15 protein-coding genes are annotated in these 17,069 nt (G+C 72.9%); 9 read left to right on the top strand and 6 right to left on the bottom strand.

Going from position 1 to position 17,069, the window contains the following annotated elements; genetic code table 11:
* Window positions 1-7: 7 nt before the first annotated feature.
* The 4 genes from ACFYUV_RS16930 to ACFYUV_RS16915 are packed head-to-tail and all read right to left on the bottom strand — an operon-like array spanning window position 8 to window position 4,254.
* Window positions 8-1,912, bottom strand: coding sequence for a hypothetical protein (locus ACFYUV_RS16930; RefSeq protein ID WP_387669448.1), 1,905 nt, complete (start codon window positions 1,910-1,912; stop codon window positions 8-10).
* Window positions 1,913-1,967: 55 nt separating this feature from the next.
* Window positions 1,968-2,585, bottom strand: a complete 618-nt coding sequence (locus tag ACFYUV_RS16925) for a pentapeptide repeat-containing protein (protein WP_387669446.1) — start codon at window positions 2,583-2,585, stop codon at window positions 1,968-1,970.
* Window positions 2,586-2,602: 17 nt separating this feature from the next.
* A complete protein-coding gene (locus ACFYUV_RS16920; RefSeq protein WP_358286270.1) occupies window positions 2,603-3,763 on the bottom strand; it encodes a cation:proton antiporter in 1,161 nt (386 codons plus the stop codon).
* 8 nt (window positions 3,764-3,771) lie between these two features.
* Complete coding sequence (locus ACFYUV_RS16915) at window positions 3,772-4,254, bottom strand: cation:proton antiporter regulatory subunit (protein WP_358286272.1); 483 nt, start codon at window positions 4,252-4,254, stop codon at window positions 3,772-3,774.
* 206 nt (window positions 4,255-4,460) lie between these two features.
* On the opposite strand from ACFYUV_RS16915, the gene ACFYUV_RS16910 reads away from it, so the two are divergent.
* The 3 genes from ACFYUV_RS16910 to ACFYUV_RS16900 all read left to right on the top strand — a co-directional run bounded on the left by ACFYUV_RS16910 (window position 4,461) and on the right by ACFYUV_RS16900 (window position 7,093).
* Window positions 4,461-5,105: a response regulator gene (locus tag ACFYUV_RS16910; RefSeq protein WP_387669444.1), complete on the top strand. Its 645-nt coding sequence runs from the start codon at window positions 4,461-4,463 to the stop codon at window positions 5,103-5,105.
* Between the two features lie 94 nt (window positions 5,106-5,199).
* The gene (locus ACFYUV_RS16905; protein WP_387669443.1) at window positions 5,200-5,628 is read left to right on the top strand and encodes an ATP-binding protein; all 429 of its coding nucleotides are present in this window, start codon (window positions 5,200-5,202) and stop codon (window positions 5,626-5,628) included.
* A gap of 40 nt (window positions 5,629-5,668) precedes the next feature.
* Window positions 5,669-7,093 (top strand): PAS domain S-box protein, encoded by a 1,425-nt coding sequence (locus ACFYUV_RS16900; RefSeq protein WP_387669442.1) that lies wholly within the window; start codon window positions 5,669-5,671, stop codon window positions 7,091-7,093.
* A gap of 7 nt (window positions 7,094-7,100) precedes the next feature.
* Here the strand turns inward: ACFYUV_RS16900 and ACFYUV_RS16895 are convergent, their stop codons facing one another.
* Both ACFYUV_RS16895 and ACFYUV_RS16890 read right to left on the bottom strand, forming a co-directional pair.
* Window positions 7,101-8,279, bottom strand: a complete 1,179-nt coding sequence (locus tag ACFYUV_RS16895; protein WP_387669441.1) for an acetate/propionate family kinase — start codon at window positions 8,277-8,279, stop codon at window positions 7,101-7,103.
* Window positions 8,255-10,558, bottom strand: a complete 2,304-nt coding sequence (locus tag ACFYUV_RS16890) for a phosphoketolase (RefSeq protein WP_387669439.1) — start codon at window positions 10,556-10,558, stop codon at window positions 8,255-8,257. The genes ACFYUV_RS16895 and ACFYUV_RS16890 overlap by 25 nt, the downstream gene beginning before the upstream one ends.
* Window positions 10,559-10,620: 62 nt before the next feature.
* Here ACFYUV_RS16890 and ACFYUV_RS16885 point away from each other — a divergent pair, with 62 nt between their 5' ends.
* From ACFYUV_RS16885 to ACFYUV_RS16860, 6 genes are all read left to right on the top strand, one after another.
* Window positions 10,621-12,327 (top strand): IlvD/Edd family dehydratase, encoded by a 1,707-nt coding sequence (locus tag ACFYUV_RS16885; protein WP_387669438.1) that lies wholly within the window; start codon window positions 10,621-10,623, stop codon window positions 12,325-12,327.
* Window positions 12,328-12,462: 135 nt separating this feature from the next.
* Window positions 12,463-14,094 carry a glucose-6-phosphate isomerase gene (pgi, locus tag ACFYUV_RS16880; protein WP_387669436.1) on the top strand — a complete coding sequence of 544 codons (1,632 nt, stop codon included), beginning with the start codon at window positions 12,463-12,465 and terminating at the stop codon, window positions 14,092-14,094.
* Window positions 14,095-14,096: 2 nt separating this feature from the next.
* Window positions 14,097-15,464, top strand: a complete 1,368-nt coding sequence (zwf, locus tag ACFYUV_RS16875; RefSeq protein WP_387669435.1) for a glucose-6-phosphate dehydrogenase — start codon at window positions 14,097-14,099, stop codon at window positions 15,462-15,464.
* A gap of 27 nt (window positions 15,465-15,491) precedes the next feature.
* Complete coding sequence (locus ACFYUV_RS16870) at window positions 15,492-15,848, top strand: GerW family sporulation protein (RefSeq protein WP_387669433.1); 357 nt, start codon at window positions 15,492-15,494, stop codon at window positions 15,846-15,848.
* Window positions 15,849-15,867: 19 nt separating this feature from the next.
* Window positions 15,868-16,404 carry a hypothetical protein gene (locus ACFYUV_RS16865; RefSeq protein ID WP_364337566.1) on the top strand — a complete coding sequence of 179 codons (537 nt, stop codon included), beginning with the start codon at window positions 15,868-15,870 and terminating at the stop codon, window positions 16,402-16,404.
* Window positions 16,401-17,039, top strand: coding sequence for a LysE family translocator (locus tag ACFYUV_RS16860; RefSeq protein WP_387669431.1), 639 nt, complete (start codon window positions 16,401-16,403; stop codon window positions 17,037-17,039). The genes ACFYUV_RS16865 and ACFYUV_RS16860 overlap by 4 nt, the downstream gene beginning before the upstream one ends.
* The last annotated feature ends 30 nt before the right edge of the window (window positions 17,040-17,069 follow it).

Genomic DNA, 17,069 nt, shown 5'->3' with positions numbered 1-17,069 from the left:
GCGCGCCTCAGGTCCGGCGCAGCGAGCGCGTCAGACCGGCGGCGATCGTCGTGGCCAGCACCCAGCCGGCCATGATGAGCCCCCAGGCCAGCCACTGCGCGCCGCCCTGCGGGTTGTAGGCCTTCTCCTGCCCGAGGTCGATGATCGGCAGCAGCAGGTCGAGGGTGTAGACCAGCGCGTGGAACGGCGGCGCCTCGCCCGGCTTCAACGGCGGCGGCACGTCGAGCCCGAACACGACCGTGCCCGCGGCCAGCAGCGCGGCCAGCCAGGCCGCCGCGCGCAGGGGGCGGAAGCCGTAGCCGACGGTGGCGTCCTGGAGGTGGCCCCAGAAGCGGGCGTACCCGGGGAGCGCGGCGCGGCGTCGCCGCTGGCCGGCCAGCAGCGTCTCGCGGGCGTCGGCGTCGGCGCCGAGCCGCCGGTACATCGCGGCCAGCTGCTCGTAGGCGCCCGGCAGGTAACCGTCGGGGTCGGCACGCAGCCAGCGCAGCCGCCCGGCGGCCGGCAGCATGGGGTCGAGCACCTCGTACGACAGTCCGTCCATGCGCATCGCCCGCGGCCACCCGGCGGGGTCGTCACGCAGGACGCCGATCCGCGCGTACCGTAACTCCACCACCCCCTCGACCGGCGCGGCCGTGCGCAGCGCCAGCTCGCGGGCCTCCAGCCGCCAGCACTTCAGCGCCACCTCGCCGGGCGCCGACAGGGTGGCGTCGTCGAGGCACAGGCGGCTGCCGACCTGGGCGCTGGTCAGCCTGATCCGGCCGCGGGCGGAGAAGCCGTCGCAGAGGTTGAGCACCTTGCCCACCGACAGGCCGTTGGCCGACAGCGCGGCCCCGCCGGGGTTGACCAGGGTCGCGCCCTCGAAGTGCGCCGGTCCGGTGACCGTGGCGTCGAGCAGGCTGAACTCGCCCTCGGCGCGCAGCCCCCGCCAGGCCAGCAGCGAGCCGTTCACGGTGAGGCCGTCGGCGGCGACCACCACGCCGCCCGGGGCGCTCAGCCGCGCGCCCTCCAGGCCGAGGGTGCCGCCGATGACCGAGCGGTTGAGGCGCACCTGCCCCTCGGCCGTCAGCCCGGCCAGGAAGAGGCCCGCCTCGGCGTTGAGCCCGGTGGCGCGCAGCGCGAGCCCGCCCGGCCGCCGGATGCGCGAGCCGCGTAACGTGAGCGGGCCGGACACGCGGGCGAACCGCAGGCTGACCTCGCCGTCGGCCTCCACGTCCCGCGCGAACAGCCCGACCTGGACGATCACGTTGGACGCCTCCAGGGCCGTGCCGCCCGGCGCGTTGAGGCGGGCGCCGTCCAGCTCGACCGCGCCGCCGATCCGGGCGGAGGCCAGGACGAGCGTGCCGTCGCAGGCGAAGCCGTCCTGGGCGCGCAGGTGACCGGCCACGTCGAGGTGCTCGCCGTTGAGCGCCGTGCCCGCCGGATGGCTCAGGCGGGCGCAGTTGAGCACGAGGTTGCCGCTGATCCGGCCGCCGGGCAGCCGCAGCTCGCCGGTGACGTGGCTGCCCGCCAGCCGCAGGTTGCCCTCGACCTGGACGTTCGAGGCGGTCAGGCCGGGCAGCCGCGAGCCGCTGAAGCTGAGGAAGCGGGTGCGGGCGTGGTAGAGGTCGGGGGCGGCGTCGAAGGCGCAGCCCTGGAAGGTGACGGGGAAGGGGAGCTCGGCGAACGCCAGGTTGAGCGCGCCGGTGATCCGCGCCCCCGCCAGGATCAGCCGCGGCTTGGCGGCGGGCTCGTCGAACCCGCCGAGCAGCAGCCCGGCCAGCACCTCACCCCGGACCGTGCGGCCGGGATCCCAGGACGCGGCCGCGGCCGGGTCGTCGGCGGCGGGGTCGCCGGTGCGCAGGTCGACGGCGCGGCCGTGGGCGAGCGCGGCGGCCACGGCCCGCTCGGCGTCGTTGAGATCGGCGTTCGGCACACCGCCATCATCGCCGACCCCACCTCAGGCGCGGACCTGCTCAAGGCCCAGCGCCTCAGGAACGGACCTCCAGGCCCAGGGACTCGGCGACGACCGTGGCCTGGAAGGGGTCGATGACCGCCTTCTTGAGCGTGACCGTGTGCGGGTCGAGCGTGCTCAGGTCGCTGCCGCGCAGGTCACAGCCGGTGAGGTCGGCGCCGTGCAGCCAGGCCCCCGACAGGTCGGCCCGGCGCAGCTCGGCCCCGGCGAGCCGGGCCCCGGTCAGGTCGGCCTCGCGCAGCCGGACGCCGTGGAAGGCGCTGCCGCGCAGGTCGGCGCCGGGCAGCCCGGTGTAGGACCAGTCGCCGCCGTCGACCTTCAGCAGCCCGAAGGTGCAGCCGTCGAACATGCTGCCGGTGAGCTTGCACCCCCTGAACGTGGCGTCGAACAGGGAGCACCGGCTGAACAGGCAGTTGAGGAAGCGCGCGTCCTCGTGGGTGGAGACGTTGAGCCGCACGTTCCTGAACGTGCACTCCTCGAACGACGCCCCCTGGTCGACCAGCTCGGTCAGGTCGACGCCCTGGAACAGGACCCGGTGGAAGGTCTCACCGGCGATCTCCGTCCTGTCCCAGTCGTCGGCGTGGATCGTCGTCTCGATCGGGGGCGCGGGCACCCCGTGCTTACGGTCGGCCATGCGAACAAACTAGCGGATCACGCCTTGTTCGCGATGGCCGTGATGAGCGGCTGGACGAGCTTGGCCGCCAGCGGCCCGAACGCCGCCAGGATCAGCACGTACGCCGCCGCCAGGGCCCCGAGGTCGGGATGGGCCCCGGCGCCCACCGCCAGGCCCGCGATGACGATGTTGAACTCGCCGCGCGGGATGAGGGCGATGCCCGCCCGTGCCTGACCGGCCTTGCCGATGCCCGCCCGTCTGGCCGCGTACGCGCCCGTCAGGAGCTTGGTCACCATGCTCACCAGCGCCAGCAGCGCGGCCAGCCCCGCCACCGGCAGGATCTTCGCCGGATCGGTCTGCAACCCGAAGAAGACGAAGAACACCGCCGCGAACAGGTCGCGCAGCGGCGCGAGCAGCGCCTGCGCGTCGTGCGCGAGCTGCCCCGACAGCGCGATCCCGACCAGGAACGCGCCGACCGCCGCCGAGACCTGCAGCTGCTGGGCCAGCCCGGCCACCAGCAGCGCCAGCCCGACCACCTTCAGCAGCAGCACCTCGGAGTTGGGGCTCGACACGAACGCCTCGATGAAGCGCCCGAAGCGCAGCGCCACGACGAGCACGACGCTCACCGTGCCGAGCGCGATGCCGACCGAGATCGCCCCGCTGACCAGGCTCAGGCCCGCCAGCAACGTGGTGAGGACCGGCAGGTAGACCGCCATGGTCAGGTCCTCGAACACCAGCAGGGACAGCACCGTCGGCGTCTCCCTGTTACCGATCCAGCCCAGATCGGACAGCACCTTGGCGGTGATGCCGGAGGAGGTGGCGTAGGTGACGCCCGCCATGGCCACCGCCGCGACCGGCCCCCACCCCAGCAGCAAGGCGCAGATCGCGCCGGGGGCGGCGTTCAGCACGAGGTCGACGATGCCGGCCCGCGCGTTGCTCGTGAGGCTGGTGACCAGTTCGTCGGCGTTGTACTCCAGGCCGAGCGTCAGCAGCAGCAGGACGACGCCCAGCTCCGCGCCGACCGAGATGAACTCCTCGCTGGTCGCCAGCGGCAGCACGCCGCCCGTGCCGAACGCCAGACCGGCGATGAGGTAGAGCGGGATCGGTGAGATGCCGACGCGCAGCGCGAGCGCGCCCAGAACCCCCAGACCCAGAAGAACAGCACCGAACTCGAGAAAGATGACCGCGGTTTCGTGCACCCGCGGTCCTACCCGTCAGCCAGGATGCCGGCGACGTCCGCGGTGCTGTCCGCGCTCCCCACCACGACCACGACGTCGCCCTCGCGGAAGACGAAGTCGGGGCCGGGGCTGGCGAACACCTGGCCGCCGCGGACCACGGCGACGATGGAGGCGCTGGTACGGGTCCTGACCCGGGCCTCGCCCATGGCGCGCCCGGCGTAGGGGGAGCCGGACGGGATGGGGAGCTGGACGCTGACCAGGCCCTCGACCTGCTGGTGCAGCTGGTTGAGCCGCTGCACGATGCGGGGGGCGCCGAGGAGCTCGGCCAGGGCGTCGGCCTCCTCGTCGTTCAGCTTGACCGTCTGACAGGCGCGGTCGGGGTCGTCCTTGTCGTAGATCACCAGGTCGCGACGGCCGGTGCGGTGCGAGACGATGCCTACCCGCTGGCCGGCGCGGGTGGTGAAATCGTGCCGAAGCCCGATGCCCGGCAACGCTGTCTGCTCAACCTCCACCTATCCCACCCATCCCAAAAAATATGCATATTTCTGGACAACACTACCAACGGTCTCCGCCCGCTTGACCTCCTCGTATCCCGCCCTCGCATGCCGTCCGGCCGCCCGCGGCGGCACCCGTCCGGCCCGCCGGGAACGGGCGGCGCGGGCGGGACGCGGGTGGGAAGATGCCGGGGACGTTGCCGCGGGAGAGGCGAGACGAAGCGATGCCGACCACTTCCTCAATCCGGCTGCTGCTCGTGGAGGACCACGCGATGGTGGCCGAGGCCATCGGCCTGGCGCTCGGCCGGGCGCCCGGCATCGAGGTCGTGGCGCAGGCGGGCACGGTCGCCGCCGCACTCGCCGCGGCCGCCCGCCGCCGGCCCGACGTCGTGGTGCTCGACCGGCGGCTGCCCGACGGCGACGGCGTCGAGGCGATCAGTCGGTTCGCGGGGGTCGCGCCCGAGGCCCGGGTGCTGGTGCTGACCGGCGAGGCCACCGCCTCGGTCGCCGCGCGGGTGGTGGAGGCGGGCGGGGCGGGCCTGCTGGTGAAGTCGTCCAGGCTGGAGGACCTGGAGTCGGCGGTGCGCGAGGTGGCCGCCGGCGGCGTGGTGTTCGCGCCCGGCCTGCTGCCCGGCGTGCTCGACCGCCTGACCGGCCGGGTGCGGAGCCCGGGGGCGGCGCTGACCGCGCGCGAGCGCGAGACGCTGCGGCTGCTGGCCGAAGGGGCGAGCACGGACGAGATCGGCGCGCGGCTCGGCGTGGCCCGCAACACCGCGCGCAACCACGTCCAGCACGTCCTGGAGAAGCTCGGGGCCCGGTCCAAGCTGGAGGCCGTGGCCGTCGCGCGCAGGGAGGGGCTGCTCGACTGACGCAGACGCACCAGACGGCGCCCCCTCATCCGCACCGGTAGAGGTGGTTCCACTGCGTCTCGTGATCAGTCCTGTACTGCCCGACAGTAGGAGGATGGGCAGTTTCGCTGCGCCGTACCAGGTGGACACCCAGCTGCCGGAAGAGATGGGCAGCATCACCGCGGCCCGACAGAGAGCACGTGAGGTGCTGGCCGCGTGCGGCTACCGCGGGCGCCGCGAGGACGTCCTGCTCGTGGTCTCCGAGCTGGTGACCAACGCGCTCGTGCACGGCGACGGCCCGCCCGCCTTACGCATCCGCTGCACCCCCGCCCACGTGCGGATCGAGGTGCGCGACTGCGGCCCCCGCCTGCCCGAGCCGCGCGAGCCCGGTCCGGACAACGGCTGGGGCCTGCACGTCATCGAGCTGCTGTCCACCGGCTGGGGCGTCTCCCGCGCCGAGGGGGCCAGCGAAGGCGGCAAGGTGGTGTGGTGCGAGCTGGCGCCGCACGTCGTCGCGCCCGCCCAGGAGCGCTCCAGGGCATGATCGAGTTTCGGTCTGCCGCCGGGCCGTGCGAAGCTGCAGTATGCCCGGTCAAGACAGGCAGTCAGAGGACATCCAGCTGCTCGTCCGCAGCGTCGTCGACTACTCGATCTGTCTCCTCGACCCCGCGGGCCATGTGACCAGCTGGAACGCCGGCGCCGAGCGCATCAAGGGCTACCGCGCCGAGGAGATCATCGGCCGCCACTTCTCGGTGTTCTACCCGCCCGAGGACGTCACGGCCGGTCGTCCGGAACAACTGCTGGGCCGCGCGGCGGCGGCCGGCCGGGTGGCCGACGAGGGCTGGCGCGTCCGCAAGGACGGCGCCCGGTTCTGGGCGCGCGTGGTCATCACCGCCCTGCGCGACGAGCGGGGCCTGCTGCGCGGGTTCGGCAAGGTCACCGGCGACCTGACCGAGCGCCGCCTGGCCGAGCAGGCGATGCGCGACAGCGAGGAGCGCTTCCGCCTGCTGGTCCAGAACGTCGTCGACTACGCCATCTTCATGCTCGACGCCCAGGGCCGGATCGTCAGCTGGAACGCCGGCGCCGAGCGCATCAAGGGCTACCGCGCCGAGGAGATCATCGGCCGCCACTTCTCGGTCTTCTACCCGCCCGAGGACGTCGCGGCCGGCAAACCCGCCATGGAGCTGGAGGTCGCCGTCGCCGACGGCCGGTGGGAGGAGGAGGGCTGGCGCGTCCGCAAGGACGGCACCAGGTTCTGGGCCGGCGTGGTCATCACCGCCCTGCACGACGACCGCGGCGAGCTGCGCGGGTTCGGCAAGGTCACCCACGACCTGACCGAGCGCCGCAACGTGGCCCGCGCCCTCGACGAACGCGGCATGCTGCTGGCCCACCTGGTCCGCGCCCAGGAGGTCGAACGCCGGCGCATCGCCTACGACGTGCACGACGACACGATCCAGTCCATGGTCGCCGTCGGCATGCGCCTGCGCGCGATGGAGAGCGGCCTCGCCGGTGAGCGGGCCGCCGAGGTGCGCGGCATCGGCGAGGCCGTCGAGGCCGCCGTCGCCCGCCTGCGCGACCTGACCTTCGAGCTGCGCCCGCCGGCCCTCGACGAGGAGGGCCTGGTCGAGGGCCTGGCAGGCTACCTGCGGCAGGTGACGGCCGGCACCGGCCTGTCGTTCGAGATCGACCACCGCCTCGACGCCGACCCGCCGCCCGAGGCCGCCGTCACCATCTTCCGGATCTGCCAGGAGGCGATCACCAACGTGCGCAAGCACGCCCGCGCCACCTCGATCAGGCTCTCGCTGGTCTCGCTCGACCGCGGCGTGCACGTGCGCGTCGCCGACGACGGCACCGGGCTGCCGCCGGGCGCCGAGGGGCCGCTGCGCCACTTCGGCCTGATCGAGATGCGCGAACGAGCCGAGATCGCGGGCGGCTGGTGGAGCCTGACCGACCGGCCGGGGGCCGGGACCACCGTGGACTTCTGGGTCCCGGCCGTCCCGCACGCCTGACCGTCGCTCAGCTGCGGGGGAGCACCTCCAGGGACTGGCGGGCGATCTCCCACTCCTCGTCCGTGGGCACGACCAGCACCGCCACCTCCGCGCCCGGCGGCGAGACCGCCCGCTCACCAGCCGGGCCGGCCGCGTTCAGCGCGGGGTCCACGGTGATGCCGAGCCGGTCGAGCCCGGCCAGGGACTCCGCGCGGGTGGCCGCGTCGTGCTCGCCGACGCCGCCGGTGAACACGATCGCGTCCAGGCGGCCGAGCAGGGCGTAGTACGCGCCGACGTACTTGCGGATGCGCCGGGTGTAGACCTCCAGGGCCAGCCGGGCCTCCTCGTCGCCGCGGGCCCGCACCTCGCGCATGTCGAGCGTCCCGGCCAGGGCGCGCAGGCCGCCCTCGTGGCTGAGCGCGCGCTCCACCTCCTCGCCGCCCATGCCGCGCACCCGCGCCAGGTAGCCGGCGATCGCGGGGTCCACGTCGCCGGAACGGGTGCCCATCACCAGCCCCTCCAGCGGGGTCAGCCCCATGGAGGTGTCCACGCTGCGCCCTCCGGACATCGCCGTCGCGCTGGCGCCGTTGCCCAGGTGCAGCACGACCAGGTCGAGGCCGGCCAGGTCGCGGCCGAGCAGGGCGGCGGCGCGGCGGGAGACGTAGGCGCAGGAGGTGCCGTGGAAGCCGTAGCGCCGCACGCCGAGCTCCCGCCAGGCCCGCGGCACCGCGTACGTGTACGCCTGCGGCGGCAGCGTGAGCTGGAACGCCGTGTCGAACACGGCCACCTGCGGCACCCCGGGGAACGCCGCCCGCGCCACCCGGATCCCGGCCAGGTTCACCGGGTTGTGCAGCGGCGCGAGCGGCGCCAGCTCCTCGATCGCGGCGATCACCTCGTCGTCGACCAGCGCCGGGCCGGTGAAGCGGGTGCCGCCGTGCACGACCCGGTGACCGACCGCGACCGGCTCCAGCTCGGGCCCGGCCCGCGCGAACGCCTCCAGCATCGCCGCCAGCCCCTCGGCGTGTCCGGCGAACCGCTCCTCCCGCACGTACGGCGGCCCGCCGTCCGCGTGGTGCGTCAGCCGCCCGCGCTCCTCGCCGATGCGCTCCACCAGCCCGCGCGCCGGCCGCTCCCGGGTGCGCACGTCCACCAGCTCGTACTTGATGGAGGAGGAGCCGGTGTTCAGGACGAGTATTCGGCCGGCCATGTCCACGACCTGATCTCCGCCGGGTCCTCGCCGTGCTCCCTGGTGTACGCGCGGGCCCGCAGCCGCGCGTCGCTCATCCGCTGGCGCAGGTGCGCGGCCTTGGAGCCGAGCCCCGGCACCCGGTCGATGACGTCGATGACCAGGTGGTAGCGGTCGATGTCGTTGAGCATGGCCATGTCGAACGGCGTGGTCGTGGTGCCCTCCTCCTTGTAGCCGCGCACGTGCATGTTGGCGTGCCCGGTGCGGCGGTAGGCGAGCTGGTGGATGAGCGAGGGGTAGCCGTGGAAGTTGAAGATGATCGGCCGGTCCACGGTGAACAGCGTGTCGAACTCGGCGTCCGGCATGCCGTGCGGATGCTCCGACCGTGGTTGCAGCCGCATCAGGTCCACCACGTTGACGACCCGCACCTTCAGCTCCGGCAGGTGCTCGCGCAGCAGCGCCGCGGCGGCCAGCGTCTCCTGGGTCGGCACGTCGCCCGCGCAGGCCAGCACGACGTCCGGCTCGCTGCCCTGGTCGGTGGAGGCCCACGGCAGGATGCCCAGGCCGCGCGTGTTGTGCGCGATCGCCTCCTCCATGGTGAACAGGTCCAGCACCGGCTGCTTGCCCGCGACGATCACGTTGACGTAGTCGCGCGAGCGCAGGCAGTGGTCGGCCACCGACAGCAGGGTGTTGGCGTCCGGCGGCAGGTAGACCCGCACCACCGACGCCTTCTTGTTGACGACCACGTCCAGGAAGCCGGGGTCCTGGTGGCTGAAGCCGTTGTGGTCCTGCCGCCACACGTGCGAGGACAGCAGGTACGTCAGCGACGCCACCGGCCGCCGCCACGGGATCTTCTGCGACGACTCCAGCCACTTGGCGTGCTGGTTGAACATGGCGTCGATGATGTGGATGAACGCCTCGTAGCAGTTGAACAGGCCGTGCCGGCCGGTCAGCAGGTAACCCTCCAGCCAGCCCTGGCACAGGTGCTCGCTCAGCACCTCCATCACCCGGCCGCCCGGGGCCAGGTTCTCGTCCGTGGGCAGCAGCTCGGCCTCCCACGCCCGGTCGGTGACCTCGAACACGTCCTGCAGCCGGTTGGAGGCGGTCTCGTCGGGGCCCAGCAGCCGGAAGTTGCGCGGGTTGCCGGCGATCACGTCGCGCAGGAACCCGCCGAGCACCCGCGTCGGCTCGGTCAGCTGGGCGGCCGGGGACTTGACCTCGACCGCGTGCCGGCGGAAGTCCGGCAGCCGCAGCGGCTGCAGCAGCTCGCCGCCGTTGGCGTGCGGGTTGGCGCTCATCCGCAGCGGCCCCCGCGGCACCGTCGCCAGCACCTCCTCGACCGGCTTGCCGTCGGAGCCGAACAGCTCCTGCGGCCGGTACGAGCGCATCCACTCCTCCAGCATGGCCAGGTGCGCCGGGTTCTCCCGGACCCCGGCCAGCGGCACCTGGTGGGCCCGCCAGGTGCCCTCGACCGGCTTGCCGTCCACCTCGCGCGGGCCCGTCCAGCCCTTCGGGGTGCGCAGCACGATCATCGGCAGCCGCCGGTCCTGGCCGTCCTTGTACTCGGCCAGCTCGTCGAAGACGGTGTCGAGGGTGGCGGCCATCTCCTCGTGCGAGGGGCCGACCAGGTGGGGGCGGTAGCCGTACCCCTCCATGAGCTTGAACAGGTCCTGCTCGGGGATGCGGGCGAGCACGGTGGGGTTGGCGATCTTGTAGCCGTTCAGGTGCAGGATGGGGAGGACGACGCCGTCGCGCCGGGGGTCGAGGAACTTGTTGGAGTGCCAGCTCGCGGCCAGCGGGCCGGTCTCGGCCTCGCCGTCGCCGATGACGCAGGCGACCACCAGGCCGGGGTTGTCGAACGCGGCGCCGTAGGCGTGGGCCAGGGAGTAGCCCAGCTCGCCGCCCTCGTGGATGGATCCGGGGGTCTCGGGCGCGACGTGGCTGGGGATGCCGCCGGGGAAGGAGAACTGCCGGAACAGCCGCCGCATGCCCTCGACGTCCTGCGAGACGTCCGGATAGCGCTCGGTGTAGGAGCCCTCCAGCCAGGCGTGTGCGACGGCGGCGGGCCCGCCGTGGCCGGGACCGGCGATGTAGATCATGTCCTGGTCGCGCTCGGAGATCACCCGGTTGAGATGGGCGAAGCAGAAGTTCAGCCCCGGGGTGGTGCCCCAGTGGCCGAGCAGCCGCGGCTTGATGTGCTCGGGGCGCAGCGGCTCGGTGAGCAGCGGGTTGTCCAGCAGGTAGATCTGCCCGACGGACAGGTAGTTGGCCGCCCGCCAGTACGCGTCTATGTGGTCCATGCCCTTGCCCATTCCTCCGCAGGCGGTGCTGAATCCCCGGGCTGCCGATAATGTGCCGTCACATGGCGCTGCGCAGTTCCCTCTGGTACTCCGGTGACGACAGGAACTCCTACATCCACCGGGCCTGGATGCGCCGCGGCCTGCCGCGCGAGGCGTTCGAGGGCGAGCGGCCGCACATCGCGATCGCCAACAGCGCCTCCGACCTCGCGCCCTGCAACGCCCACCTCGACGAGGTCGCCCGCAGCGTCATGAACGGCGTGTGGGCGGCCGGGGGCGTGCCGCTCGACCTGCCCGTCCTGTCGCTGGGCGAGACGAACGTGCGCCCGACCGCCATGCTCTGGCGCAACCTGGCCGCGATGGCCGCCGAGGAGCTGCTGCGGGCCAACCCGATCGACGGCGTGGTGCTGCTCGGCGGCTGCGACAAGACCGTTCCGGCGCTGCTCATGGCCGCCGCCTCGGTCGACCTGCCGGCGCTCGTCGTGCCCGGCGGGCCCATGCTGACCGGCCACTTCCGCGGCGTGCCGCTCGGCTGCGGCACTGACGTGTGGCGGCTCAGCGAGGAGGTGCGGGCCGGCACGCTCTCCCGCGAGGCGTTCCTCGCCTCCGAGTCGTCCATGATCCGCAGCCGCGGCCACTGCAACACGATGGGCACCGCCTCCACCATGGCCTGCATGGCCGAGGCGCTCGGCATGACGCTGCCCGGCACGGCCGGCACCCCCGCCCCCGACAGCCGTCTGCTGGAACGCGCGCACGACAGCGGCCGGCTGGCCGTCGAGCTGGTACGCGCGGGCCGCCGCCCCAGCCACGTCATGACCAGGGCCTCCTTCCTCAACGCCATCGTGACGCTGGCCGCGATCGGCGGCTCGACCAACGCGGTCGTGCACCTGCTGGCCATCGCCGGGCGGCTCGGCGTCGAGCTGAGCCTCGACGACTTCGACCGGGCCGGCTCGGGCGTGCCGCTGCTGGCCGACCTCCAGCCCGCCGGTCGCCACCTGATGGACGACCTGTTCCGGGCGGGCGGCCTGGCCGCCCTGCTGAGAGAGGTCGAGGACCTGCTCGACCCCGCGGCGATCACCGTCACCGGCAGGCCGCTCGTCGAGCACCTGGCCGGCGCCGAGATCTGGGACGACACCGTGATCCGGCGGCGCTCCGACCCGCTGCTGCCCGACGCGGGCATCGCCGTGCTGCGCGGCAACCTCGCGCCCGACGGCGCCGTGATCAAGCCCGCGGCCGCCTCGCCGGAGCTGCTGCGCCACCGCGGCCGGGCGATCGTCTTCGACGGCGTCGAGGACGCCCGCGCCCGGCTCGACTCGCCCGGCCTCGACGTCGACGAGACCTCGGTGCTGGTGCTGCGCGGCTGCGGCCCCAGGGGCTACCCGGGCATGCCGGAGGTCGGCAACCTGCCGCTGCCGCGCAAGCTGCTGGCCAGGGGCGTGCGCGACATGGTGCGGGTCAGCGACGCCCGGATGAGCGGCACCGCGTACGGCACGGTCGTCCTGCACGCCTCGCCGGAGGCCGCGGCCGGCGGCCCGCTGTCGCGGGTGCGCACCGGCGACCCGATCGTGCTCGACGTGGCCGCCAGGAGGCTCGACGTGGACGTCCCGGAGGCCGAGCTGGCCGCCAGGGAGCCGGTCATGACCGGCCACGCCCGGCCGGCCCGCGGCTGGGAGCGCCTGTACGTCGACCACGTCACCCAGGCGCACCTCGGCGCCGACCTCGACTTCCTGACGGGCTCCTCCGGCGACGCCCCCGGCCGGGAGTCCCATTGAGAGCAAAGAGTGCCTGGCGCCATGCGCGGAATCTTCCCCGTGGGGTACGGGGTTCCCTACGGGAGCCCGGCTCAGCGGATCTCCCGCGAGTGCGGGACGATGTGATCAGGTTTGACGACGTATGAGGAGGAAGCGGTGAACGGCGACATCAGCCAGAGCCAGGAGTGGGCGGCTCTGGGCAAGCATCACGAGGAGCTGGCGGGAAAGCAGCTTCGTGAGCTGTTCGCGGAGGACCCGGGCAGGGCCGGGCGGATGACGGTGAGCGCCGGGGACCTCTACCTCGACTACGCCAAGCACCGCGCCACCCAGGAGACGATCGACCTGCTGGTGGCCCTGGCCGAGCGGGCGGGCCTGCGTGAGCGCATCGCCGCGATGTTCGGCGGCGAGCACATCAACGTGAGCGAGGACCGCGCCGTCCTGCACGTCGCGCTGCGCATGCGGGAGAACGCCAAGCTCGTCGTCGACGGCCAGGACGTCGTGGCCGACGTGCACGCGGTGCTGGACAAGATGAGCGCCTTCGCCGACCGCGTCAGGTCCAAGGAGTGGAAGGGCGCCACCGGGCAGCCGATCAGGACCGTGGTCAACATCGGCATCGGCGGCTCCGACCTCGGCCCGGCCATGGCCTACGAGGCGCTGCGCGACTACGTGGACGCCGGCGTCGAGGCCAGGTTCGTCTCCAACATCGACCCCGCCGACATCCTGGGCAACCTGCGCGACCTCGACCCGGCCACCACGCTGTTCGTGGTCGCCTCCAAGACCTTCACCACGCTGGAGACGCTGACCAACGCCAGGGTCGCCCGCTCCTGGCTGGTCGGCGCGCTGGGCGAGGACGCGGTCGCCAAGCACTTCGTGGCCGTCTCCACCAACGCAGAGAAGGTCGCCGAGTTCGGCATCGACACCGACAACATGTTCGGCTTCTGGGACTGGGTGGGCGGCCGCTACTCCTACGACGGCGCCATCGGCCTGTCGCTGATGATCGCCGTCGGGCCGGACCGGTTCCGCGAGATGCTGTCCGGCTTCCACAGCATGGACCAGCACTTCCGCACCGCGCCGTTCAACGCCAACATGCCGGTCCTGATGGCCCTGCTCGGCATCTGGTACACCGACTTCTTCGGCGCCGAGACCCGCGCCGTGCTGCCCTACAGCCAGCGGCTGCACCGCTTCCCGGCCTACCTCCAGCAGCTCACCATGGAGTCCAACGGCAAGTCGGTGCGCGCCGACGGCAGCCCGGTGACCGTCCCGACCGGCGAGATCTTCTGGGGCGAGCCGGGCACCAACGGCCAGCACGCCTTCTACCAGCTCCTGCACCAGGGCACCCGGCTCGTCCCGGCCGACTTCATCGGCTTCGCCGAGCCGTTCGAGGACCGCGAGGGCATGCACGACCAGCTCACCGCCAACCTGCTCGCCCAGACCAGCGCGCTGGCCTTCGGCAAGACCGCCGAGGAGATCGCGGGCGAGGGCACGCCGCCGGAGATCGTGCCGCACAAGGTGATGCCGGGCAACCGGCCCACCTCGACGATCCTGGCGACCAAGCTCACGCCGTCCACGCTGGGCCAGCTCGTCGCGCTCTACGAGCACATCGTGTTCGTCGAGGGCACGATCTGGGGCGTCGACTCCTTCGACCAGTGGGGCGTCGAGCTGGGCAAGAAGATGGCGCTCGACGTGGCGCCCGCGCTCACCTCCGACGAGCCGCCGCAGACCTTCCCCGACTCCTCGACCGAACAACTCGTGCGCAGGTACCGCGAGCTGCGCGGAAGGCGGGCCTAGAGATGGGGCGGGCGGGCGCGCTGGTCCTGTTCGGCGTCACGGGCGACCTCGCGCGCAAGATGCTGCTCCCCGCGCTCTACCACCTGACCGCCGACGGCAGGCTCGACCTGCCGATCATCGGCGTCGCCAAGACCGACATGGACCTCGACGCGCTGCGCGAGCACGCCCGCGAGGCGTGCGGCGGCGTCCAGGACGCGGCGTTCGAGAAGCTGGCCGGCAACCTGCGGCTGGTGGCGGGCGACTACCGCGACCCCGAGACGTTCGCGAAGTTGCGGCAGGAGGTCGAGGGCAAGGGGTTCCTCGTCCACTACCTGGCGGTGCCGCCCGCGCTGTTCTCCGTCGTCGCCGAGGGGCTGGCCGGGGCCGGGCTCAACCACGAGGCCAGGCTCGTGGTGGAGAAGCCGTTCGGGCACGACCTCGACTCCGCGCGCAGGCTCAACGACGAGCTGCTGAAGTACTTCGACGAGGACCACCTGCGGCGGGTCGACCACTTCCTGGGCAAGGAGCCGGTCGAGGACCTCATGGTGTTCCGGTTCGCCAACATGCTGCTCGAACCGCTGTGGAACCGGAACTACGTGCGCAGCGTGCAGATCACCATGGCCGAGGACTTCGACGTCGCCGACCGCGGCGGCTTCTACGACGCCAACGGCACGGTCCGCGACGTGGTCCAGAACCACCTGCTGCAACTGCTGGCCATCCTGGCGATGGACCCGCCGCCGTCCATGGACGCCCGCGCGCAGCTCGACGAGAAGTGGCGGGTGCTGCGCGCCGTCCAGGCCGTCGACCCGGCCCACGTCGTGCGCGGCCAGTACGACGGCTACCTCGACACCCCCGGCGTCCGGCCCGGCTCCACCACCGAGACGTTCGTCGCCATGCGGCTCTACATCGACAGCTGGCGGTGGGCGGGCGTGCCCTGGTGCATCCGTTCTGGAAAGGCGCTGCCCACCACCGACCTGGAGATCGTGGCCGAGCTGCGCAAGCCGCCGGTGACGATGTTCCGCGGCGGCGACGTGCCGCCGGGGCCCAACCTCATCAGGTTCCGGCTGCAGCCCGACGCCGGGGTGACCTTCGACGTGCTGGCCAAGGAGCCCGGCCGGCAGCGGACGATCCCGGTGCCGGTGAGCGTCGACTTCACCAAGGTGCTCGGGCCGATGGAGGCCGCCTACGAGCGCATCCTGACCGACGCCGTCAGCGGCGACCCGCGGCGGTTCGCCCGGTTCGACCTGGTGGAGGAGTCGTGGCGGATCGTGGGCCGGCTGCTCGACCTGCCCGACCAGCCGCTGCCGTACGAGAAGGGCACCTGGGGGCCCGAACCGGCGGAGAAGATCCCGCCGGGCGGCTGGCACGAGATCTCCACCACGTTCGACTAGCGGCCGATCCGGGTGAACGATGGGCCCATGGACATCAAGGAGCTGTTGGAACAGTCGAAGGACGCCGTCACCGTCAGGCGCGTCTTCGGTGAGCCGATCCACCACGGCGACGTCCTGGTCATCCCCGTCGCCCGGGTCGCCCAGGGCGGCGGGGCCGGTCAGGGGCAGGGCCGGGACGAGAAGGGGGAGGAGCTCGGCAGCGGCGGCGGTGGTGGCTTCGGCTACAGCGCCACCCCCGCCGGGGTGTTCGTCATCAAGGACGGCGACGTGCAGTGGCGTCCGGCCGTCGACGTCAACCGGATCGTGCTCGGCGGCCAGCTCGTCGGCCTCGCCCTGGTGCTGACGATCCGGACCATCTTCAAGAAGTGGCGTCACAGGAGGTAACGGGGGCACATCATCTGACGTGCTCATCGATCTGCTCGACGCGGGGCTGCCCGGCCACGAGGCGCTGCTGCCCGGCTCCAACCTGCCGGTGCGGGTCGCCCCGCTGGGCGGCGGCACGTCGCTGGTCCGCTTCCCGCCCCGGTGGAGCCGTCCCGGCCGCGGCCACTACCTGGCGGGGGAGGAGTTCGTGCTGCTGGAGGGCGAGCTGCGGGTGTCGGGGGTGGCGTACCTGCCGGGAGAGCACGCCTGGCTGCCCGCCGGCGCCCTGCGCCACTCCGGCGCGGCGCCGGCGGGGGCGCTGGTGTGCACGTTCTTCGACGGCGAGCCCACCTGGGTGTCCAGCGACCTGGACGAGCCCGACGGGCCCAGCCTGCGCACCCCGCTGGTGAGCGTCGTCGTCCCCGAAGGCGGGCTGCCGCTCACCTCGCACTCCGTGCTGCTGGACACGCCCGTCCCGCTCGACCATCCGGCTGAGATGATCACGGTGCCGAGCTGGACGTGGGAGCTGTCCACCTTGATCCCCGAGGGCCGGGTCCTCGTAAGGTGGACGCCATGATGACCTCTTTGACGCAGTTCGTGGGATTCGGCGCTCTGGTGCTGCTCGGGGCGATGTCGCCCGGTCCCGACTTCGCGGTCGTGGTGCGCCGCTCGGCGCTGTCCGGGCGCGGGCACGGCATGGCCGCGGCGGCCGGGATCGCCGTGGGCGTGGCCGTCTGGGTGATGGCCGCCGGCACCGGCGTGGCCGCGTTGCTGGCGGCCTCGGCCACGGCCTTCACCGTGGTCAAGATCGTCGGTGCCGCTTACCTGCTCTACCTGGGGGTCAAGGCGCTGCGCGCGGCCCTGCGCAAGGGCGGCGCGCTCGACCTCGGCCTGCCCGCCCCCGCCGACCGCGGCCCGTGGGCGGCCTTCGCCGAGGGGCTGCTGACCAACGTGCTCAACCCCAAGGCCGCGCTGTTCTTCGTGGCCCTGGTGCCGAACTTCGTGAGCGAGGGGGCCGCGTTCGGTGACACGTTGCTGCTGTCGGCGGTCGCGCTGGCCGGCACGATGGTCTGGTTCCTCACGGTGGCGAACGTGGTCAGCACGCTGCGCCGGGTGTTCGCCCGGCCCGGCGTGCGCAAGGCCGTGGACGGGCTGACCGGCGCCGCGCTCATCGGCCTCGGCGTCAACCTGGCCGTCGCCGGCCGCCCTTGACCGGCCCCTCGACGGCCCGGCCATGAACAG

Origin of the sequence: Nonomuraea sp. NPDC003560, from assembly GCF_042878785.1 — a bacterium.
In the GTDB taxonomy this organism is placed as follows: Bacteria; Actinomycetota; Actinomycetes; order Streptosporangiales; family Streptosporangiaceae; genus Nonomuraea.
This window is presented reverse-complemented; position numbering and strand designations above follow the sequence as displayed.